The sequence below is a fragment of the Deltaproteobacteria bacterium genome (assembly GCA_021737785.1).
Classification (GTDB): Bacteria; Desulfobacterota; DSM-4660; order Desulfatiglandales; family Desulfatiglandaceae; genus AUK324.
The window spans coordinates 49,810-72,656 of the sequence record JAIPDI010000016.1 but is presented as its reverse complement, the minus strand read 5'-3'; the positions used below and the strand labels follow the sequence as shown (position 1 = coordinate 72,656).

The following is a 22,847-nucleotide window of genomic DNA, read 5'->3' as shown; positions in this document are numbered from 1 at the left end:
GATGACATCAAGGACTTGCATTCATCCTCAAAACCCGGGTCTGATAAATAACCTGCCGCCGCATTTATTACGAAACGTATGTTTAAAACCGCGTTTCTCCATCACGACCTGCCGGTCATCAGCTGCCGGGCCGGGGCGACGGACAGGGGGACACACGTTGTTGAACTGATTCTTTTTAAGGGGAGGTGAGGCGCAGGTATTTTGAAGGCAATTTTGGATTTATGCAACAACTATACTATTTCGGGAGGAAGAAGACAAAATGAAAGTAAGACCATTGCATGATCGCGTAATCGTAAAAAGGGTGGAAGAGGAAGCAAAGACAAAGGGCGGCATTATCATCCCTGACACAGCCAAGGAAAAGCCGGTCGAGGGAAAAGTCATTGCAGTCGGAGACGGCAAGGTGGCGGATGACGGAAAGAAGATCGCTCTCGAGGTCAAGGCCGGGGACAAAATCCTCTTTGGAAAATATGCCGGAACTGAAATCCAAATCGATGGTGAAGAGCATCTCATCATGAGAGAAGATGATATCATCGCCATTATCGAATAGCTGCCTTTTTGAATCGCAATTTTCTGTTGACCAGGTCAAATAACCGTAAGGAGGAGATATAGAATGGCTAAAGAGATCAAGTATAATGTAAAGGCCAGGGAATCGATTCTCTTGGGAATCGACACCCTTGCCAATGCGGTAAAGGTTACATTGGGACCCAAGGGAAGAAATGTTATCCTGGACAAATCGTTCGGTGCGCCCAATATCACCAAAGACGGCGTCACGGTTGCCAAAGAGATTGAATTGGAAGATAAATTTGAAAATATGGGCGCCCAGATGGTGAAAGAGGTGGCCTCCAAGACCTCGGATATCGCCGGTGACGGCACCACCACGGCGACGGTGCTGGCCCAGTCCATATACAGAGAAGGATCCAAACTGGTCGCCGCAGGCGTCAACCCGATGGCCATCAAGCGGGGAATTGAAAAGGCCGTGGAGCGCGCGGTACAGGAATTGAAGAAGCTTTCCAAGCCGACCAAGGACCAGGATGAGATCTCCCAGGTGGGAACCATCTCAGCCAACAACGACAGCACCATCGGAAGCATCATTGCCGAGGCAATGAACAAGGTCGGAAAAGAAGGCGTCATTACCGTGGAAGAGGCCAAGAGTATGGACACCACCCTTGAGGTGGTTGAGGGCATGCAGTTTGATCGTGGATATCTCTCCCCTTACTTTGTCACCGATGCGGAAAAGATGGAGGTCTCTTTGAGTGAGGCCTATATCCTGTTGAACGAAAAAAAGGTCAGTTCCATGAAAGACCTCATCCCCATTCTGGAACAGATCGCCAAGATGGGAAAACCCCTTCTGATCATTGCCGAAGATGTGGAAGGTGAAGCCCTGGCCACGCTGGTAGTCAACCGGTTGAGAGGAACACTTCAGGTTGCCGCTGTCAAAGCCCCTGGGTTCGGCGACAGAAGGAAGGCCATGCTGGAAGATATCGCCATCCTGAGCGGCGGCAGGGTGATCTCGGAAGACCTGGGCCTGAAACTGGAAAATGTTACCCTTAATGACCTCGGAACGGCCAAGACGATCCGCATCGACAAGGATAACACGACCATCGTGGACGGCGGCGGAAAGCGGAGTGACCTGGAAGGGAGGGTCAAGCAGATCCGTGCCCAGATTGATGAGACCACATCTGATTATGATCGTGAAAAACTTCAGGAAAGGTTGGCCAAGCTGATCGGCGGCGTGGCCGTGATCAACGTGGGCGCTGCCACCGAGATCGAGATGAAAGAGAAAAAGGCCAGGGTAGAGGATGCACTGAACGCCACAAGGGCTGCCGTGGAAGAAGGCATCGTCCCCGGTGGTGGTGTTGCCCTGCTTCGCGCCATCCCTGCCCTCGCCGAGATGAAGCTGGAAGGCGAAGAGCAGACCGGCGTCAACTTGGTCATGCGGGCACTGGAAGAACCGATTCGCCAGATTGTAAATAATGCCGGGGCCGAGGGCTCGGTCGTGGTCGAAAAGGTCAAGAGCAAGAAGGGCAGCTTTGGCTACAATGCCGAGACCAATGAGTATGAAGACCTGATGAAGGCGGGCATCATCGATCCCACCAAGGTGACCCGGTTCGCCCTGCAGAATGCGGCATCTGTCTCTTCATTGCTTCTGACCACCGAAGCAATGATTGCTGAAAAGCCGGAAGAAAAATCAGACATGCCGGCCATGCCTCCTGGAGGCGGAATGGGCGGAATGGGTGGAATGGGCGGAATGGGCGGCATGATGTAATCAGGCCGTTTCAAACCTGAATAGGAGCGGGATTAATCCCGCTTGAGACACCCCTGGAAGAGATCGTATCGCGGAGCATGATGCACCGGGATGCGATCTCTTTTTTTGTGTCCCGCATGGATGCTCCGGGAAAGGCGGTCGGACGGCCGCAACTATGGGGAGTTCGCGAGGGTCCGAGCGCACAGGTCGAACAAATCAATGGATCTTCCCCCTCTTTTCTGGTAAAAACCAGCCGGACAGGCATTTCACTGACAGGGAGGCAACAAGGTGACGGATCATCAAGAAAGCATCCTGGTAACAGGATCAGCAGGCTTTATCGGATTTCATCTGACCAGAACCCTTCTGGAAAAGGGGTATGCGGTGACGGGGGTGGATAACCTGAATCCCTATTATGATGTAAACCTGAAACGGGCGCGACTGGGGGTTCTGAAACCCTATGAAAGTTTCAGTTTTTATCAGGCAGATATCCAGGACCTCGGGACATTGAAAACAATCTTCGAGGAACGCCGAATCACAAAAATCTGCAATCTGGCGGCCCAGGCCGGTGTCCGGCATTCGCTGAAAGATCCGTTCTCCTATCAGAAAAGCAACCTGGAGGGCTTCCTGAACCTCCTGGAACTGGCGCGTGAATACCGGATTCAAAATTTTGTGTATGCCTCATCTTCCTCTGTCTATGGGAACAACACCAAAAGCCCCTACAGCGTGGAAGACAGGGTGGATCATCCCATCTCTTTATATGCGGCGACAAAAAAGGCCAATGAACTCATGGCCCATGCCTACAGCCACCTCTTTCAGATCCCCTGCACCGGGCTAAGATATTTCACGGTGTATGGGCCGTGGGGCCGTCCGGACATGGCCCTCTTTCTGTTCACCGATGCGATTTTGAAAAAACGACCAATAAAGGTATATAATTACGGAAAAATGCGGCGGGATTTCACCTATATTGATGACATTGTCGATGGAACCGTCAGGGCCATTGAAAGACCCGTCCCTTATGATCTCTTCAATTTGGGCAACTCCGATTCCGTCGGTCTGATGGAGTTTATCCGGGTCATCGAAGAGGAACTGGGACAGGAAGCGGAAAAAGAGATGATGCCGCTTCAACCGGGAGATGTGCCCGAGACAGTGGCCGACATCGAACGGTCGCGGGAATGCCTGGGATTCAGCCCCCGGATGCCCCTGCGAGAGGGCATCCGGTTATTTCTGACGTGGTATCGGGAATACTATGGGATCTAGGATCGGCAACTAAAACGCCTTGGCCATGAGAGGGAGGGCGACAAACGCCCCGAGGGAACTCCCCATATTGGTGAGGACCACGATCAGCAGGACCCGGGTGATCTTGTTTTTCCAGAATCCCTTGAGAGATCCGATATCTTCAGGGAGCCGTTCAAAATCCTTCACTTTCGGCTTGCGCAGAAAAACTTCCACCAGCCCGGCCACCCAGCCTGCGGCGATCATCGGATTCAGGGAGGTGACGGGAGATGCCGCAATGGCCGTCAGGATCGTCAGGGGATGCGCCAGTGCCGCTGCCGCCCCGATGCCTGCAAAGATCCCGTTGGCCAGGACCCACCATTTGATCATGTGAGATCCCGCCTCAGCCCCTGCCAAAAAAAAGCCGACAATGATCAAACCGATAACGAACGTCGGAATCCCCCACTTCAAGAACCCCATGAGCTTCCCCTTGGGCGGAAGAACCTCCAGGGCCGCAATGTCCACCGGATCGCTCCAGCGCTTCCGGATTCCCGGCACATGGCCCGCCCCCACCACTGCAACGATCCGTTTTCCGGGAGCGGTTCGAAGCTTGGCCGTCAGATACAGATCTCTTTCGTCAATCAGGACCCGCCGCAGTTCGGGGAGGAGATCTCCGATCTCCGCAAGTAGGGCCTCGAGCACATCTTTTTCTTTCATTTTTTCGATATCTTCTTTTTCAATGCGCTCCACATCGCCCATGGAGGTAATCAACTGGAACAGCAGCTTCATCTTTGTCCAGAAACCCATCAACCGCCATGCCCTGGAAAGGGTAATGCGGATATCCCGGTCTGCAAGGAATATTTCGGCGCCTGCACTCTCTGCGGCCTGAATTGCACGCAGCATTTCCGCTCCCGGTTTGATCCCCAGTTTCTTTCCGATCTTTTTCTGGAATGACGCCAGCATCAGGTTGGAGAGGAGGAGAAAGGCCTTCTTTTCCCGGATAACCTTGATGAGGTCGGTCTCCTTCCAGCGATTCTCCTGGGTCAAGGCCTGGTATCTGGATTCACAGAGCTCCATACAGACCGTGTCGGGCCGCTCCTCTTCTATTACCGCTGCCACCAGTTCAGCGCTTTCTTCGGAGATGTGGGCGGTGCCCAGAAGTATGATCTCTTTGTCATCAACGGTCAATGAATGCCGGTTATCGCTTTGGATCATCATGGTCCCTCAATTCGAATGCTCGGTACACAGGTCTTGGCTCATACCACAAATCCCCCCGGTTTCCAAGGAGTTTGATTTCGGCCTGATCTAAAAGGCCCATCTGTGATGAAAATATGGTATATTCAGAAATGGAATTTGTTTGAGGTGCTGTTAAGCTGTTGAGAGGATCAGCCCACGGGCTCATCGGCTTATCAGCCTCTAAATGATGAGGCCCCTATGAAAACCATATTATTACCGCCATCCTGTGCATCCTGTTTCCTGAAAAGAATCGTCTTGACCCTCGTGATGGTCCTGGGTATCGGTTGCACCATCACCCCTAAATCCGGAAACATGGAAAAGGCTCTGGTCAGCAGTGAAGATCCGGTTTTTGATAAGCGCTTCCGGGACCTCTCTTTCCAGGATATTGATTTGGCGGGACTGTGGATTGAAAGGGATCAGGAGGGAGAGCGTGAAAACATACCGATTCATAACAATACCTTTGCCGAGATCACGGAGGCCACCCGGTACGGGGTCGTCAACATCTATACCAACCGTGTGGAAGAAAAGGAGGCAAGGTTCGGACTCTCTCCCAATGATATTCTGCCGTTCAGGATCCCGGGCATTTCAAACCTTTTTGACATCATTCCCTTCAAGGTTCCTGTCCCTTACAGGGATGAGGGCTTCAGCCTGGGTTCAGGATTCATTATCAGCGAGCAGGGATATATCCTGACCAATGCCCACGTCATCCACAACGCCACCGATATACGGGTAGTTCTCTCCGCCGCCAAAAAGGAATATCCGGCCAAAATCATCGGCGCGGACCGCGTTACCGATACGGCCCTCATCAAGATCGAGCCGGATCGCCTGCTGCCGGTCCTTCCTTTGGGAGACTCCGATGCCTTGCGGGTCGGTGAAATGGTCCTTGCCATCGGAAACCCCCTCGGGCTGAGGCACTCGGTTACCTTCGGGATCGTGAGCGCAAAGGAGAGGGTGTCTCCGGTGCTGAGTGAGGAATTCGTGGATTTCATTCAGACGGATTCGGCCATTAACCCGGGAAGCAGCGGCGGTCCCCTGATCGATTTTTACGGGGGAGTGGTCGGCATCAATACGGCCCTTGTCTCCCAGGCGCAGTCCATCGGGTTTGCCATCCCCATTAATACGGTAAAAGAGGTGATGCCGATGCTGGTCCTGGGCAAAACAGAACGGGGATGGTTCGGCGTGAGGGCCGTGCCTCTCACAGCAGCGACTGCCGCTGAGCTGGGGTATCCGACCGACGCGGGAGCGATCGTTACGGAGGTGGAAAAGGGAAGCCCGGCCGAGGCCGCGGGCATCCAGACGGATGATATCATCACGGCATTAAACGGGCAGCCACTGGAGAGTTTCCTCCTCTTCAGGCGAAAGCTCTTGACCCTGGCGCCCGGCCAGGAAATTCATCTCACCATTTTCAGGAGAGGCGAGACAAAGGACATATGGAGCACCTTAGGCAAGAAAGCGGCAGGCAAATAGAATTTGAAGCAGGGGTTCGGTGAATTGATTATTTCGCAATATTTTTTTGAGACCTTTTGCCCTCTGGACGGTTCTTAATAAGTTGGAGCTACGCCTGAAAAACGCCGGGAGGCAATGCGGACTGTGACGTCCAAGAATAATTCGAGGGCAATAAGAGGGTTGCGGGTCTTCTCCATTCTGCTGATCCTCTTTCTTTCCGGGTCTTTTCCCTCCTGGGCCGCAACGGTCAAGGTGGAGACGCTCCGGTCTATGGACGAATACCCTGCCGGCGGATCTTATCCTGTCCGTTTTCGGATCCGGGTCGCGCCCCCATGGTATATCCATGGTGCCGGATCGGGCCACGATGGGCTCATCCCCTCAAGGCTTTCCTTTCCCGATTCCTCTCAGTTTAAGGTAACAGACCTGGAGTTTCCGGCCCCTGAAAAAAAACAGTTTCCTTATGCAAAAGGGCCGATTGAGGTCCTTTCCGGGGAGTTCGAGGTTGCGGCGAGGGTCGTCATCAGCCCGGACGCGCCGGCCGGTCCGCAGGAGATAACAGGCAGGTTTTCATATCAGGCATGTTCCGCCATATCATGTCTCCCGCCCGAAACCGTGCCGGTCAGTCTCTCCCTGACCGTTGTGCCGCACGATGCAGGCACCGACATTGGAAGCGGGCGTCTTCCGGGTCCCGCAGGACAGGAAGCCGCTCCAGGCGAATTGCCTGCCGGTGGAACCGGGGCCGGTCTGTGGCTGACCCTGATCGGGCTTTTCTTAGGCGGCCTGGCCCTCAACCTGACCCCCTGCATCTATCCCCTGATCCCGATCACGGTCTCTTATTTCGGGGGGAGAAACCGGGAAGCCGGAAGCGGGATCGTTATTCAAGGAATCATCTATATCTGCGGGCTCGCCGTTACCAACTCCATCCTGGGTGTCACGGCCAGCCTTTCCGGGGCCATGTTGGGTTCGGTCCTCCAGAACCCGATCGTCCTGATCGCGGTGGCCGCAATACTTGTCGTCCTGGCCACGAGTTTTTTCGGTCTCTGGGAAATACGGATGCCGTCCGGGTTGACCCGTCTGGCATCGAGAAATTTCGGAGGATATTTCGGAACCTTTTTCATGGGCATGACCCTGGGCATTGTGGCGGCCCCGTGCCTCGGTCCCTTTATCCTGGGCCTCCTGACCTATGTGGGACAGAAGGGAGATCCTTTTCTGGGGTTTCTCTACTTCTTTGTCCTCAGCATCGGCATGGGGCTCCCGCTTGCCGTGCTCGCGGTGTTTTCAGGCGCACTGAAACGGCTCCCCATGGCCGGAGGATGGCTGGAATGGATCCGGAAAATCTTTGGGTGGGTCCTGGTGGGGATGGCAGGGTATCTCCTTCAACCCTTGATCCCTGATCCTTCGGCACGGATCATCCTCTTTGTTGCCATTGCCGTGGCCGCCGGCATCCATTTAGGCTGGCTCGACAGGACCCGCCACACATCCCCGACTTTTTCAAAGGTCAAGAAGGGCTTGGGCGTCGTCCTGATCGCCGGCGCAGTCGCCTTTTTCCTTCTCACCCCCCGGCACCTCGAAGGGGTTCCCTGGATTCCCTATACAAAGGGGGTTCTGGCTGACGCGGCCCGGGACAACAGGCCGGTGATCCTGGATTTCTATGCGGACTGGTGCGGCCCCTGTAAGGCGATGGAGAGAAATGTCTTCACCGCCCCAAAGGTTGTAGAACTGAGCAGGCATTTTCTGCCCATCCGGGTGGATCTGACCCAGCGGCATCCGCACCATGAGGCCCTTCTCAGAAAATATCAGATCCGGGGGGTTCCCACCATTTTATTTCTGAACCGCCTGGGCACGGAACAAAAGGAGTTGAGGATTGAATCCTATGTCAGTATAAATGAGGTGTTAACCAGGATGACCCAGGCGATGATCCCCGCGTCGCAATAAGTGAGGGACGCCCCTCTTGGTACACACAATCACAAACAAAGGGTTTCTAAATGTGAATCTTCGTTTAAAAGGAGGACATCATGGCGGAAAGTCAGAAGGACCTCAATGCAAATCGAGTGAAGAATCTGGGGAGGTTTGCGGAACTGCTCCCCGATGTACTGAAGGCGGTCAGGGATCAGGGTGCGATTACATACAAGGATGGGGCGCTCGATTCGAAGACAAAAAGGCTCATGGCGATGGCAATCGCCCTCGGGGCAGGATGCCGCAACTGCGTGCTGGGACAGGCCACATATGCCCTGGAGGGCGGGGCCACCAGGGAGGAGATCCTGGAAACCATTTCCGTCGTCGTGAGCATGCGGGGAACGACCGGGATCGCCGAGTCCCTGAGGGTCATACAGCTCCTGGATGAGCTGGAAAAGTAGTACAGTCAGGGCTGACACGCACCGATTTTGAAATCAGCCGGGGAGTTGACTTGAAACGTTTCCTGTTATTGCTGATTGTTTTCAGAGGCCACCGCAAGGACCGTTTGCCCGATGCAGCAAAGCAGTCGTATTGCCTCCATCGGTTTATTCTTGATGTGCGTAGCGTAGGAATAATGACTGTCATAAATCACGAAGACGCAGTCACGTAGCGGTAGCAAAAAGCAGATCAATACTTATATTGAATCATTTGGTTGTAACTCCTCTGCACCATGCGGAGAAGTCGGCGCCATATCGGTAAGCGCCCGGAAGACTTCCGGGAGTTTCACCCATACATTTTTGGTTGCGGCCGTCAGGCCGTCTTAGTACCTTATTTCCAATAACCCTGTAACAAAAAACAAGAAAATCTGTTTGTATCTCAGTACGCCTTATTTCATTGACTCACACGGAGCCACAAAGAACACAGAGAAAAGGGCATGTTCCCGTTTATTTACAAAAAAGACCTTTGTGTGCTTTGTGTCTCTGTGTGAGTCCCGCCTGGGCGGGATTGGTTGCGGGTATCCGCTTTAGATATTTTATCACATCGCGTAAATTCAATATCGGAGTTGTTATATGGAAAAGCAGTTGTCTGCGATTTTTTCCGGATTCCGGGGAACGGCAGGCGAAATCATTCCCCTGCTTCAGAAGACCCAGGAAGAACTCGGGTTCCTTCCCGAGGAGGCGTTGCGGAAGATCGGGGAGTTTGCAGGGGTCCCCTTCTCAAAGGTCTACGGCGTGGCCACCTTCTATACCATGTTCCGGTTTACGCCGGTGGGAAAATACCATGTGTGTGTTTGCCGGGGAACGGCCTGCCATGTACGGGGGGCCGACCAGATCCTCGAAAACGTCGAACGGGAACTGGGCATCTCGGAAAACGAGACCACAAGAGACGGTGAGTTTTCCCTGGAGACAGTGGCGTGCATCGGTTGCTGTGCCCTGGCCCCCTGCATCACTGTGAACTCCGATGTGCACGGCCGGCTCACGCCCAAAAAGGCGTCAAAGGTATTGAAAAAGGCGCGAGGCGCTTCTTTAAAGGAGGAGGCCGATGGGAAATAGAGAGCCGAAAACCATCATCGTATGCCAGGGGACCGGGTGCGTGTCATCAGGCGCCATTCCCACCTATAATGCGCTTGCGGCAGAGATCGAAAAGGCCGGTCTCACCGGCGTGCACATGAAACGTACCGGATGTCACGGTTTCTGCCAGCGCGGTCCCATCGTCATCATAGAGCCGGAAGGCATCTTCTACTCCGGGGTCCAAGAAACGGATTGTTCGGAGATCGTCGAATCCCATCTCAAAAACGGGCAGCCGGTGGAGCGACTCTTCTACAGGGACCCGGCAACGGACGCGCCCATCGCCACCTATGCGGAAATCCCGTTTTATGCAAACCAGGAGCGCATTATACTGGCACGGTGCGGCCACATCAATCCGGAAGTGATTGAGGATTCCATCCGCTCCGGTGTCTACATCGCGGCGCCCAAGGTCTTCGGGGGGATGTCCCCGGAGGACGTCATAGAAGAGATAAGAAAAGCCGGCCTTCGAGGACGGGGCGGCGCCGGATTTTCCACCGGGGTGAAATGGGGATTTTGCGCCCGGGTCGAGGCGGATCAGAAGTACATCATATGCAACGCGGACGAAGGCGATCCGGGCGCATTCATGGACCGCTCCATCCTGGAGGCCACTCCCCACCAGGTGATTGAGGGGATGATCATCGCAGGCTATGCCATCGGCGCCACAAAGGGATACGTCTATGCCCGCGCCGAGTACCCTCTGGCAATAAAGCGTCTCGGGATCGCCATTACACAGGCCCGTGAAAATGGATTTCTGGGCAACAGGGTGTTCGGCAGCGAGTTCGACTTCGACATCACCATCTTCCAGGGGGCCGGAGCCTTTGTCTGCGGCGAGGAGACCGCACTCATCGGCTCCATCGAAGGGGGTCGCGGCATGCCCAGGACCAGGCCCCCCTTCCCGGCGGTGAAGGGCCTATGGGGCATGCCCACCATCATCAACAACGTGAAAACCCTTGCCACGGTTCCCGAGATTATCAACCGGGGCGCCCGGTGGTTTGCCGGCATCGGCACTGAAAAGAGTCCCGGGACCGCCGTGTTTGCGCTCACCGGAAAGGTGGCCAACTGCGGCCTCATCGAAGTTCCGATGGGCACCCCGCTCAGGAAGATCATCTTCGACATCGGAGGCGGCATCATCGACGGGGGAAAGTTCAAGGCGGTGCAGACAGGGGGGCCCTCGGGAGGCTGTCTGCCCGAGGAGTTTCTGAACACCCCGGTGGATTTCGAAAACCTGGCAAAGGCGGGCTCCATCATGGGTTCGGGCGGGATGGTGGTGATGGACGAGTCCACCTGCATGGTTGACCTGGCCCGGTATTTTCTGGACTTCACCCAGAAGGAATCCTGCGGCAAGTGTACCCCCTGCCGGATGGGCACAAAACAGATGCTGGAAATCCTTGATGATATCTGCGAGGGCCGGGGCGAGCCGGACGACCTTTCAAAACTCATGGACCTGGCAGAGGCCGTCAAGGAGAGTTCCCTCTGCGGGCTCGGCCAGACAGCGCCCAATCCAGTGATAACGACCATGAAATATTTCCGTCATGAGTATGAGGCCCACGTTTACGAGAAGCGCTGCCCCGCACTCAAGTGCAAGGCACTGCTCCAATTTCATGTGGATCAGGAGGCCTGCAAACTCTGCGGGACCTGTAAGAAGAACTGCCCGGCAGATGCCATTACCGGTGACAAGAAAAAGGAGATTCCGTTCGAGATACATGGGGACAAATGCATCCGCTGCGGAATGTGCTATACGGTCTGTCCCTTCGACGCAATCGTGAAAAGCTCGCCCGGAATCGTAAATGAAGATAGGAAGGCGGCGGCCGGAACCTGATGAAAGACGGTTGGGAAAAAGAAACATCTGCAATTTCAGGAAGAGATCAGATACCCATTTTGGAGAAACACAATGGAAAATATTTCCTGCACGATTGACGGGAAAACGATAACGGCCGGCAGAGACCGGACGGTCCTGGAGCTGGCTCAAGAAAACGGGATTGAGATCCCCACACTGTGCCACACCGATGTGCTCGCGCCCACAGGGGCGTGCCGCATCTGCCTGGTGGAAGTGGAGGGCGCACGAGCGCTCATGCCGTCGTGCGCCACCCGGATCGGGGATCTTCCGGGGGAGAGGATCGTTCACACCAACAGCGAAAAAGTACGCCAGGCCAGACGCATCGTCCTGGAACTGCTCTGGTCCGCCCATCCTAACGACTGCACCGTCTGTGAAAAGTCGGGGGCATGCGATCTTCAGAAATACTCCTATGAGTACAATGTGGATATTGAAAGATACCGAAGTCGCGATCCCTACGACTTTCCGCCGGATTACAACAACCCCTACTATGTGCGCGACTACAACAAGTGCATACTCTGCGGTCGCTGTATCAGGGCATGCGCCGAACTCCAGGGCAACTACGTGTTCGACTTTGCCCGCCGGGGGTTCTCAACCATGGTATCGACCCCGATGGGCGCGGAACTCCGCGACTCCAACTGCGTGTTCTGCGGCAATTGCGTTGCCCTTTGCCCCACGGGGGCCCTCGTTGAAAGATCGCGGCTGGGCAAGGGCCGGGAATGGGAGTTTAAAAAAACGCACACCACGTGTCCCTACTGCGGATGCGGATGCACCTTCGATCTCTGCACCAGGAATAATGAGATTGTGAAGGTGGATTCCTCCGATGCGAAAAAGAATATCGTCAACCGCACAACCCTGTGTGTCAAAGGCCGTTTCGGTCTGGGCTTTGTCAATTCCGCTGATCGTCTGAACCACCCCCTGGTTCGACGGGTCCCCAAGAAGGAGGGGACCGGCACCCTGAAGGATTATGAGAGGGTGTCCTGGAAAGAGGCCCTCGACCTTGTGGAACAGCGACTTCTCAAGATCAGGTCCGAACACGGTCCGGATGCCATCGGCGGCTTCTCCTCCGCACGCACCACCAATGAAGAGAACTATCTGTTTCAGAAATTCATGCGGGCGGCCGTCGGCACCAACAATGTGGATCACTGCGCCCGCCTCTGCCATGCCTCCACCGTGGCAGGTCTGGCAAAGGCGTTCGGATCCGGTGCCATGACCAACTCCATTGACGAGATAATAGATTCGGATTGTATCCTTGTTACCGGATCTAACACCACCGAGACCCACCCCATTGTCTCCCTTGAGATCAAGAAGGCCGTGTTAAGGGGCGCCAGGCTTATGGTTATCGAACCGAGAAACATAGAACTCTGTGACATTGCTGAGATGAGCCTCCACCAGAGACCCGGAACGGACGTGGCCTGGCTGAACGGCATGATGCATGTCATCATCGCCGAAGGACTCGAAAACCGCGAATTCATCCACGAGAGATGTGAAAACTTCGAGGCCGTGAGGGAGGGGGTCAGGGAGTATACGCCGGAGAAGGTGGAGCGCATCACCGGCATCCCGGCCGATGATCTGCGCCGGGCCGCCCGTATCTATGCGAAGGCGGAACGCGCCACCATCCTGTATGCCATGGGCATCACCCAGCACACCAGCGGTACGGACAATGTGCTCTCCATAGCGAATCTTGCCATGCTCTGCGGCCAGATCGGCAGGAGATCCACGGGAGTAAATCCCCTGAGGGGTCAAAACAATGTCCAGGGGGCGTGCGATATGGGGGCGCTTCCCAATGTCTACCCCGGGTACCAAAAGGTGGACGATTTTTCGGTTCAGCAGAAGTTTGAAAAGGCATGGGGCGTCAAGCTGAATAACAGGATCGGCATGACGGTCACCCGGATGATGGAGGCGGCTCAAGAGGGCACGCTGAAGGCGCTTTACATCATGGGAGAAAACCCCATGCTCACGGATCCGGACATCAATCATGTGGAAAAGGCCCTCAAGAATCTGGATTTCCTTGTGGTACAAGACATTTTTCCCACAGAGACCGCGCTCCTTGCCGACGTCATTCTTCCGGGAGTCAGCTTTGCCGAGAAGACAGGCACGTTCACCAACACCGAGCGAAGGGTCCAGATGGTGCGAAAGGCCATTGATCCCCTTGAAGAGAGAAGACAGGATTTTCAAATTATCTGTGAGCTGTCGAGGCGCCTTGGCTATAAGATGAGTTATCGGGATCAGGCCGCCGTTATGAAGGAGATCGCAAAGCTCACGCCCAGCTACGGCGGCATCTCCCACAATCGCCTTGAAACAGGACCGGGATTACAGTGGCCCTGCATTGATTCGAGACATCCTGGAACGCTTTTCCTCCACGCGGGAGGGTTTGTCCGCGGGAAAGGCCTGTTCACCCCCTGCCAACACCGCGATCCTGCAGAGCTGCCTGATGAGGAGTTCCCGATCACGCTGACCACGGGGAGGGTATTGGAACACTATCATTCCGGCAGCATGAGCCGCAGGGCGGCACCCCTGAACGAGCACGTGCCCACCGCATGGGTGGAGATCAGCCCGGATCTGGCGCAAAAACTGGGCGTGGAACACGGCGACAGCGTCGCCGTTACATCTCGCCGGGGCAGGATTGAAACCGTTGCCCGCGTCACCGGAAAAGTCAACGGCGACGTGGTATTCATCCCCTTTCATTTTGCCGAGGCGGCCGCCAACCGGCTCACCAATTCGGCACTGGATCCCGTGGCCCAGATTCCCGAGTACAAGGTCTGTGCCGTCAGAATCGATAAAATCTGACGGGAATCGGAAAATTCGCGATATTTGAGGCTGTGATAGAGACCATACCATAAGGGGAAGTCCGGGGGGTCTCATTTAAAGAGTTCCAACCCCAAAGGGCCGTAACGCTCGACGACCGCCCCGCTGCCCCTGCCGGACCGTGCGCAATATTTATAACGCCGATATATTTCCGGGTTTCAGAATCCGGATTTTCCTGAATCACGTCGCCCGTGACCCTTGTTCAGGCCCCGGATGGGTATACCGGCCCCGGCCTGTTTCGTTTTTGCTTGACAACGGTGTACCCGATGGGATAGAAGGGATAAAGTAATTGCTGTTCCTGGATAAAAAGATGAAAAAGACGATATCGTAAGCTCCGGAATATGTTCGGGGCTTTTTAATTGAACAGATAGCCGATCTCAACACCTCCTTATCGATCCTATTCATTTTGCTCCTCTATTGAGGGGTTTGATCCTGCCACTCCCCCGCAACCCGCGGGACCAGCGAAAGTACAGGTTTCCAGTTTCAGAGAAGTGCCGTCGGAATATTCACCAAGAGAGGAATAAGGCTTCTCAGCAGGGTGACGTATATTCCCGAGGCCCAAACCAGCATCTGCCACGGCGGAATCCACTCCTTGAACCGATGCATCCCGAGGCCCAGCCTATGGCGATGTCTTTCGGGTCCTAAAGGAAAGGGGTAATCCAACCGGGCGTCTGAGATCGGCTCAACACAAGAGAGGAATTATGGATTTTAAAGAATTTAATCTGAACCCCAGCATCGCGGCAGGTGTTGCCGCCGCCGGGTTTGTTACACCGACACCCATCCAGACCGAGGCCATTCCTTCGGTCATGGAGGGACGAGACATCATGGGACTGGCCCAGACCGGTACCGGTAAGACGGCGGTCTTTGCACTGCCGATTTTACACCGGCTCATGAAGGGAAAACGGGGGGTTGTCAGGGCCCTGATTATCGCTCCCACTCGCGAACTGGCTGAACAGATTCATGAGGCGGTTATCAGCCTGGGAAGAGAGACCCGCATGAGAAGTGTTACCGTCTACGGCGGGGTGAACATCAACACTCAAATCAGAAATCTGAAACAGGGGGCGGAAATCGTGGTTGCCTGCCCCGGTCGGCTCCTTGATCACATGAACCGGGGAACCATAGATCTTTCCCGGGTAGAGGTGCTGGTCATTGACGAAGCGGATCATATGTTTGACATGGGATTTCTTCCGGATATCCGGCGAATACTGAAACATCTCCCGGCCGGGCGGCAGACGCTTCTGTTTTCAGCCACCATGCCCAATGAGATTCATCGGCTGGCCAAAGACATCCTCCTGGATCCGATCACCATAAAGGCGGGGGAAACCGCACCGGCAGAAACCGTCAGCCACGCCCACTACCCGGTGGCGCAGCACTTGAAAACAGCGTTCCTGCTGAGACTTCTGGCGCATATCAACTCCCGGTCCGTACTGGTGTTCACGCGCACCAAACACCGCGCCAAGCGCCTGGGAGAACAACTGACCAGGGCCGGATTCAATTCCGCCTCCCTGCAGGGAAATCTTTCCCAGGGACGTCGCCAGGCCGCGCTGGACGGATTCCGCAACGGAAAATTTCATGTACTGGTAGCCACGGATATTGCTGCACGCGGTATTGATATCCGTCAAATCTCTCACGTTATCAACTACGATATGCCGAACACCACGGATGCGTATATCCATCGGATCGGCCGGACCGGACGGGCCGACCACAGCGGAGATGCGTTCACGTTGATCACCAGTGATGACAAACAGATGGTCAACGCCATCGATCGTGTCATCGGCTCCAGGGTCGAGCGCCGCACCCTGGGGGACTTTGACTACAATGCGCCGGCCCCCGCAAAATATGCGCAACCCGTTCCAAAATCACATGGGCGCGGGGACACTGGAATGTTCGGTCTGAAAAAGACGAAGCATCTCCCAAAGGGCCGTATCGGGGTGAGACCCCACTAAATTCTCTTCCGCTGCAGCGACCGCCTGTGCACCCTCAGGCCTTTAGGGCCTGGCAATCTGCATCACAGATGCCATTCACTTGACGATTCTGAGGGTCATCCTATCTCACACCCCCCGGCCCACGATTCACATGCCGGATGGGTGGCTGGGAAATTCGGCGCAAGACAGACTGGATCGACCCCTGTTCTCTTCAGGTCCCTTTTGCTGTCTCAAGGCGTTGCGGCAGGGCCCGCGGCTTCATTGTGCTCGTAAATAATGCGCGCGGCGATTTCCGCTGCTTTGCCGGTGAATTCGGTGCAGCGCTGACTCAGCCCTTTTTCCTGATACATGGATTTGCCTTCCGGGGTAGCAATATCGCAGCCCAGCAGAACGTGACAATCGCGGGCCCCGAATGCCTGTTCGAACTCCCGGATAAGGCGATTCACCGCAGCGTATGACGGTTGAACAGACCTATCCGCTTCAGACCGCCCGAGAGCAAGACTTATGCCCATAATCGCGCCGGAGACTGCGCCGCAGGTGCCGCGCATTCGACCCATGCCGCTGCAAAACCCGGTGGCGATCCTGGGCAAAAGGTCGGATTCAACCCCCTGTGCCCCGGCAAGGGCAAGCACAACGCTTTCCGCACAATAGAGGCCCGAATCGAAAGAATTCTCGGCAGTCTTTCGAACATTTGAAACAAATTGTGATTCCAAAAGCGACTCCTTTACACAAGTTGGATTTTTTTGCCCGGATTCCGGTCAGACAGCCGGATCGGTTCCTTCTTTCTCTCTATCTTCCATTGCAATATCCTCGGCAGGCAGCGAAAGGAGATCCGATGCTTCGGCCTCTGGCAATTGCTCCACAGAACGGAGCTTACGTTCCATGGCCCGGCTGCGCACGCCGGTCTGTTCGATGGTACGGCTTGCGGTATTCAGCTGGCGCTTTACCGTCTCCAGTACCTCACCAAACTTTCCGAACTCGGTCTTGACCGCGCCCAGGACCCTCCACACCTCCGAGGTGCGCTGCTCAATCGCGAGGGTCTGGAACCCCATGCGAAGGCTGCTCAGAATCGCCACCAATGTTGTGGGACCGGCCAGCACGATCCGAAATCGCCGTTGCAGGTCGTCCACCAGGGCCGGTTGTCGCAAGACCTCTGCATACAATCCTTCGGTCGCGAGAAACATGATTGCAAAATCGGTGGTGCCGGGTGGATTCACATACTTGTCATGGATCTCCCTGGCAGCGGCCCGAACTGCTCGCACCAAGGCATCCGATGCCGTCTGAACCCCCTCCGGGTCGGCCCTGTCCGCAGCGTCCTGAAGGCGGATGTAATCCTCCTGAGGGAACTTCGAGTCAATCGGCAGCCACACACAGTTCTCCGGATCGTCCTTCGGACCCGGCAACCTGACAGCGTACTCGACCCTCTCGGCCGAGCGGCCGCTTACGCAGACGTTTTTCTGATACTGCTCCACTGAAAGAATTTGATCGAGTATGGCTCCGAGCTGCACCTCCGCCCATGTGCCGCGCGCCTTCACATTGGTCAACATTCGCTTGAGATCCCCCACACCCGTGGCCAGGGTCTGCATATCCCCAAGACCTTTATGGACCGCCTCAAGCCGGTCGCTCACCAGTTTGAATGACTCTCCAAGCCGTTTTTGTAGGGTGTCGTGCAATTTCTCGTCCACTGTCCTCCGCATCTCGTCGAGTTTCTTCTCATTCCCCTCCTGAAGCGCTCTTACCCGGGAGTCAAAAGTGGCACGGATACGATCCAGTCCGTTTTGGTTGGATTCGGTAATTTCCTTTAGCTGCCTGGTCATCCCTTCCAGCTGGGCATATTGGATCTGCACCATACTTTTTACTGTATGGGAAAGGGTTTCGCCGGTCGACTTGAGGCCGGCGGACACCTCTTCGCGGAGTTCCTTTCCGGCCCTTCGCGCTTCTTCCCGATCCGCACGAAACTCATCCCGAACTTCTTTTCCGGCATCCTGAAAGCCCCGGGAGAGGCGAACCAGCAACGCGATCGCCAGGACCGCAGTCAGGGAGACGACCGCCAGGACTATCCATAGAAGGGTCTCTGTCATTATTACCTCCATGCCGCATCATTGAACCTGCCGGGGCAAAGGCACACTCCAATACTTCCAGCCGATCCCCATTTTTTCAGCTGATCCGGAGTTTCAATATGGGTCCCTATATCACACTCCAAAAATGGAAGAAATGCAATTTTTCCATGGTATCCCCCCGAAGCATGTGAGACTATCCCCTTCTTTTCAAAAACACGGCGGCATGATAGACTATCTAAAAGAGATCCTCCCAACCCCACGGGGAGGGAACAAAAGGCAAATCCATGCGAAACTGCAGAACGGATAGTCCATCCGAATCATCTCCTGCGGATCCTGTTGAAAAGCCATGAGCCAAGACGCCCGGACAGACAAACTCCTCTTTGCACTGAACGAGTCCCCGCCTCTGTGGATGGCCATGATCCTGGGGGTTCAGCATGTGCTGGTCATGTACGGCGAGGTGGCCCTTTTTCCTGGGATAGCAGGGAGATTAGGGGGCGCCGCTCCGGACCATATCGCCTTTGCGACCTTCGCTGCCATAGCGGTCAGCGGACTCTGCACTCTGATTCAGGTGGTGCGCTTTGGAAAGATTGGGGCGGGGCTGGTGATCTTCATGGGGTCTTCTTCGGCCTATCTTGCCTGTACGATTCAGGCCCTGCAGCTGGGCGGGTTTGCCCTTGTGGCCACCATGGCCATTCTTTCCGCCCCCGTGGAGCTGTTGATCTCCTATTTTCTCAAATATCTGAGGCACATCATCACACCCGCGGTGGGGGGAACCATTATCCTCCTCATCGTGATCAGTTTCATGCCCGTAACCCTCGATGAATGGATGGGAGAAAAGGGGTCTTTTTATTACGGCACGGGTAAAAATCTCCTGGTGGGCCTCATCACCCTCGCCTCCCTTCTCGGGATCAATATCTTCGGCGGAAAGGCCTTAAAGATTTGGGCCCCGATCATCACCCTGGCATTCGGGTATTTCATTGCCTGGTGCTTTCAAATTCTGGAGTTTCATCACATGCATGCCTCCCCGTGGGTCGGCCTGCCAAAGGGCGCCTACCCTGGGGTTGCCCTGGATCTGGAACTGAAGCATCTTCCTGTTCTCCTGGCATTCATGGTGATCACCGTATTGAACGCGGTTCAGACCATCGGGAATTGCATGCTGGCGGAGGCCGTTTCCATCAGGAACTTCAAGAAAGTGGATTATGACCGGGTTCAAGGGGCGCTCTATGCGGACGGCGTAAGCAATATGATTGCCGGACTTGCCGGCACCCTCCCCAACGAGACCTACAGCGAGAACATCCCTGTTTTAAAGATGACGGGAGTTGCATCCAAATCCGTCGGCCTGTTCGCCGTGGCGCTGATTATGACCCTCGCGTTCATGCCCAAGGTGAGTGCCGTCATCCTGGACATGCCGGAGCCTGTGTTTGCTGGATTCCTGGTGGGGATTCTGGCCATGATGTTCCAGTCAGGACTCCAACTGATCCTGCAAAGCGGACTCAACAACCAGATAGGCCTGATGGTCGGCATCTCTGTCTGTGTGGGGATGATTGCGGAGAGCCAGGCCTTCTTTCCAGGCATTCTCCCCCCTTCCCTCTCTCCCTTGACCGACAACGGCATTGCAGCCGGGGGGTTGGCCGCGATTCTTCTCTCCACCGCCTTCCACCTGATGCCCAAGCCCCGCCTGACATTTGGCGTGCCCCCGTCAATAGCCCGGTTGCCCGTCCTTGTGGACAAGCTCAATGAGGGGGCGCAGACCCTGAAACTCACCCCGACGGAACTATCTACCCTCCACCTGGCCTGTGAGGAGGTGTTTATCCATGTTGTTTCTCATCTGGAGGGACAAGAGGATAGCGACATGGTTAAGTTCCGGGTGGTCAAGGACGACGACGGGGTCTTTGCAGAAATCCAGTCCGGAAGGAAACTGAGGGAGGTGAATGGCGCAGGTCCGCGCTTTTCATCCGGGTGGACCAAGGAGTCGGACCTGGAGACCTTAGGCCTCTATTTGCTCAGAAATATCGTTAAGGACATTAAACATATTCGCATATCGGGGTTTACCTACGTATCCTTCAGGATTTAGCCCCCGCCAGCCTTTCTGTATCAGAGCGCTTCGTACATCCGCCTCACCTCTTCCGGACCATGAAGGCGTTCCAGCCTCCGGACGATAAAGTGCCCTTTTCCCATGTCCTGGAAGTGATCGATGAACAACGTGTTGATTATGGCCCCGCCGAAGGCCCCGACAATCGGCACTGCCTGGGCTGCCGCCTTTTCAGACACCACCACGGAGAAGCGAGAGGCGATCTGGGCGATGAGTCGAACGATTGCAGGCGCCCCCCTATCGGAAAACCCCTTTTTTGTCAGATAGGCTGCGGCATCCGAGACAGCCTTGGCCATTGCGGCTCGAGCCGTAAAATATGCTGTCTCCGCCGCGTCATCGCTCTTTGAGCGACCCCCAAGGGCCAGGACCTGGATACATTGAAGCCTCGCATCCGGGGTTCCCAGATTCTCACCCTCGCTTCGGGCGATATCCGCAATCGATCTGAGCATAATGGTCGTGGACACAGGCAGCTCAATCGCGAGCGCGGCTATCCCGAAGGCGCCTCCGGCCGCTCCGGTGGTACCGGCCGCCAGTTTATGCCACCAGTTTGATGGCCGCGACTCCGGCTTGCTGTGATCCATGGTCCACAGGGCAACGTTGAGCGCCGTCTCGATTGATTTTCTTGCGGCGTCATTCACCACCAAATTCCACTTCTTGGGCAGCATTGAAAAACCCTTTTCAAGCGGTGAACCGACAATGGTGCTGATCTTCGCGGCAAGACCCGGATGTTCCAAAATATCCTTGGCTGTCTTAAGATCTTCAATTTCAGAGGATGAGAGTCCCATTTGAGTATCCCTTTGAATTAATGGAATTTACGAAATCCATATTATGTATTCTACACCAATTATTGTGACCCTGTCATATAAGAAATCTGCGCAACGCGCATAAAGGACAAATCCAGGTCTGACCCAAAGATCCACTTTCGTCCGCCCCTTTCACTTCAAAATTAAGCCTTTGACGATCAACCCGGGATCATGTAGATTTGTATTGGAAATTTACATCATAAGCGGCATTCGACCGATGATTGGCAAAGATTTCATCATCCGACCTCTGACCGCGCCGGGCAGATCAATCTTGCTGTGCGGCCCAGGTACCGATCTGACGGGATCATGGTATCAAACCGCAGGGGCTGTCCCCTTTTCATTCATCCAGTTTCCGTCCAGACCCGGCATCGGGAAAGGATTCAAGGACATATTATGGATTGGAATGCACTCTTTTCTGGCCGCATTGAATCAATGGGCCATTCAGATGTGGTTGCCATGTTGAAGCTGGCTGAACGGCCTGAGGTCATTTCCTTTGCCGGCGGACTCCCGGACCCGGATACCTTCCTCTTGGAAGAGACCCGTGAGATGTTCGAAAAGGTGCTCACCCGGATGGGCGCCGCCGCCCTCGGGTATGGGCCTACCCACGGGATCACGCCGTTGAGGGAATGGCTGGCCGGTCATATGACCCGGATGGGCAGGCCCGCCCAAACCGCGGAATGCCTGGTCACCACAGGCGGCATTGCAGCCCTGGACCTGATCTGCAGGGTCTTGCTGGATCCGGGGGACCATGTCATTGTGGGCGAACCTGCCTACTTGGCCGCGCTCCATGTCATTCGGAGTCACCAGGCGCAATTTGCCGGGGTGCCCCTGGACCATGAGGGGATGCGATCCGATCTGCTGGAAGAGCGGCTTCATGGACTCAGGCGCCGGTCCCTCAGGGCCAAATTCATCTACCTGGTGCCCTCGTTTCAGAATCCGGCCGGGGTGACGATTCCCGAAAACCGGCGAAAGGAGATCGTTGCCATAGCGGCCCGATACGGGGTCCCCATTGTGGAAGATGCAGCCTATCGCGATCTGAGATTCGAGGGCCAGGCCCCACCCTTGCTCGCCGCCCTGGACCCCCGGGTCATCCATATCAATACCCTTTCCAAGGTCTTCAACCCGGGCGTCCGCATCGGATGGGCCACAGCCCCCCGGCCTCTGATCGAGGCCATGGCCCTGGCCAAGCAGGGACAGGATCAGTGTTCCAGCACTATCGGCCAATATGTGGCGCATGCCTTTGCCTCCGAAGGCTTGATCGACCGACAGAGAGAGAGGGCCGTTGCGCTCTATCGCCGAAAGCGGGACGTGATGCTGGCCGCATTGGAACGGCATTTCCCTGCCGGCGCCCGCTGGACCCGGCCCGAGGGCGGGTTTTATACCTGGGTCACATTGTCCGAGGAAATGGATACTCAGGCACTCTTGCCCCGGGCTATTGACGAGGCGGCCGTTGCCTACGGGGCAGGCCCGGCGTTTTACCATCACCGGGGGGGAAAAAATCATATGCGCTTGAGCTACAGCTATGTATCCGAATCCCGGATCCAGGAAGGAATCCAAAGGCTGGGAGATCTCTTACGCAGATTGGACAGTTGACATCACGTGAGTTTATGGGATTGGGGTCATCTTGATTTGTGAATTGCACCGGGCATAGCCCCTCTACAGGAGTTGACAATGAGCACAGACGCATATATGGCAGCCGTGAACCGGTCACTGGCCTCTCCC

16 protein-coding genes are annotated in these 22,847 nt (G+C 55.4%); 12 read left to right on the top strand and 4 right to left on the bottom strand.

Annotated elements, in window-relative coordinates; translation table 11 throughout:
- Nucleotides 1-259: 259 nt before the first annotated feature.
- The 3 genes from groES to K9N21_09895 all read left to right on the top strand — a co-directional run bounded on the left by groES (nucleotide 260) and on the right by K9N21_09895 (nucleotide 3,502).
- Nucleotides 260-547 (top strand): co-chaperone GroES, encoded by a 288-nt coding sequence (gene groES / locus K9N21_09905; protein ID MCF8144222.1) that lies wholly within the window; start codon nucleotides 260-262, stop codon nucleotides 545-547.
- 63 nt (nucleotides 548-610) lie between these two features.
- The gene (gene groL / locus K9N21_09900) at nucleotides 611-2,266 is read left to right on the top strand and encodes a chaperonin GroEL (GenBank protein MCF8144221.1); all 1,656 of its coding nucleotides are present in this window, start codon (nucleotides 611-613) and stop codon (nucleotides 2,264-2,266) included.
- Nucleotides 2,267-2,533: 267 nt separating this feature from the next.
- Nucleotides 2,534-3,502, top strand: coding sequence for an NAD-dependent epimerase/dehydratase family protein (locus tag K9N21_09895; GenBank protein MCF8144220.1), 969 nt, complete (start codon nucleotides 2,534-2,536; stop codon nucleotides 3,500-3,502).
- Nucleotides 3,503-3,511: 9 nt separating this feature from the next.
- Here the strand turns inward: K9N21_09895 and K9N21_09890 are convergent, their stop codons facing one another.
- On the bottom strand, nucleotides 3,512-4,672 hold the full coding sequence (locus K9N21_09890) for a TraB/GumN family protein (protein MCF8144219.1): 1,161 nt from the start codon (nucleotides 4,670-4,672) through the stop codon (nucleotides 3,512-3,514).
- A gap of 219 nt (nucleotides 4,673-4,891) precedes the next feature.
- Between K9N21_09890 and K9N21_09885 the strand changes: the two genes are divergently transcribed.
- The 7 genes from K9N21_09885 (at nucleotide 4,892) to K9N21_09855 (ending at nucleotide 16,191) form a co-directional block, all read left to right on the top strand.
- A complete protein-coding gene (locus K9N21_09885) occupies nucleotides 4,892-6,160 on the top strand; it encodes a trypsin-like peptidase domain-containing protein (GenBank protein MCF8144218.1) in 1,269 nt (422 codons plus the stop codon).
- 123 nt (nucleotides 6,161-6,283) lie between these two features.
- Entirely contained in the window at nucleotides 6,284-8,074 is a 1,791-nt protein-coding gene (locus K9N21_09880) for a thioredoxin family protein (protein ID MCF8144217.1), read from the top strand.
- 80 nt (nucleotides 8,075-8,154) lie between these two features.
- A complete protein-coding gene (locus K9N21_09875; GenBank protein MCF8144216.1) occupies nucleotides 8,155-8,496 on the top strand; it encodes a carboxymuconolactone decarboxylase family protein in 342 nt (113 codons plus the stop codon).
- A 609-nt stretch (nucleotides 8,497-9,105) separates the two neighbouring features.
- A complete protein-coding gene (gene nuoE / locus K9N21_09870; protein MCF8144215.1) occupies nucleotides 9,106-9,588 on the top strand; it encodes an NADH-quinone oxidoreductase subunit NuoE in 483 nt (160 codons plus the stop codon).
- Nucleotides 9,578-11,422, top strand: a complete 1,845-nt coding sequence (nuoF, locus tag K9N21_09865; protein ID MCF8144214.1) for an NADH-quinone oxidoreductase subunit NuoF — start codon at nucleotides 9,578-9,580, stop codon at nucleotides 11,420-11,422. Before nuoE ends, nuoF begins: the two co-directional genes overlap by 11 nt.
- Before the next feature lie 72 nt (nucleotides 11,423-11,494).
- Complete coding sequence (fdhF, locus tag K9N21_09860; protein ID MCF8144213.1) at nucleotides 11,495-14,227, top strand: formate dehydrogenase subunit alpha; 2,733 nt, start codon at nucleotides 11,495-11,497, stop codon at nucleotides 14,225-14,227.
- Between the two features lie 719 nt (nucleotides 14,228-14,946).
- Nucleotides 14,947-16,191 (top strand): DEAD/DEAH box helicase, encoded by a 1,245-nt coding sequence (locus tag K9N21_09855; protein ID MCF8144212.1) that lies wholly within the window; start codon nucleotides 14,947-14,949, stop codon nucleotides 16,189-16,191.
- A 209-nt stretch (nucleotides 16,192-16,400) separates the two neighbouring features.
- Here the strand turns inward: K9N21_09855 and K9N21_09850 are convergent, their stop codons facing one another.
- Together K9N21_09850 and rmuC are read right to left on the bottom strand one after the other, a co-directional pair.
- Nucleotides 16,401-16,883: a C-GCAxxG-C-C family protein gene (locus K9N21_09850; protein MCF8144211.1), complete on the bottom strand. Its 483-nt coding sequence runs from the start codon at nucleotides 16,881-16,883 to the stop codon at nucleotides 16,401-16,403.
- A 45-nt stretch (nucleotides 16,884-16,928) separates the two neighbouring features.
- Nucleotides 16,929-18,251, bottom strand: coding sequence for a DNA recombination protein RmuC (gene rmuC, locus K9N21_09845; GenBank protein MCF8144210.1), 1,323 nt, complete (start codon nucleotides 18,249-18,251; stop codon nucleotides 16,929-16,931).
- 325 nt (nucleotides 18,252-18,576) lie between these two features.
- Here rmuC and K9N21_09840 point away from each other — a divergent pair, with 325 nt between their 5' ends.
- On the top strand, nucleotides 18,577-20,304 hold the full coding sequence (locus K9N21_09840; GenBank protein MCF8144209.1) for a hypothetical protein: 1,728 nt from the start codon (nucleotides 18,577-18,579) through the stop codon (nucleotides 20,302-20,304).
- A 20-nt stretch (nucleotides 20,305-20,324) separates the two neighbouring features.
- On the opposite strand, the gene K9N21_09835 is transcribed toward K9N21_09840, so the two are convergent.
- Nucleotides 20,325-21,107 carry an EcsC family protein gene (locus tag K9N21_09835; GenBank protein MCF8144208.1) on the bottom strand — a complete coding sequence of 261 codons (783 nt, stop codon included), beginning with the start codon at nucleotides 21,105-21,107 and terminating at the stop codon, nucleotides 20,325-20,327.
- Nucleotides 21,108-21,518: 411 nt separating this feature from the next.
- Between K9N21_09835 and K9N21_09830 the strand changes: the two genes are divergently transcribed.
- Nucleotides 21,519-22,718 (top strand): PLP-dependent aminotransferase family protein, encoded by a 1,200-nt coding sequence (locus K9N21_09830; protein ID MCF8144207.1) that lies wholly within the window; start codon nucleotides 21,519-21,521, stop codon nucleotides 22,716-22,718.
- Nucleotides 22,719-22,847: the final 129 nt, after the last annotated feature.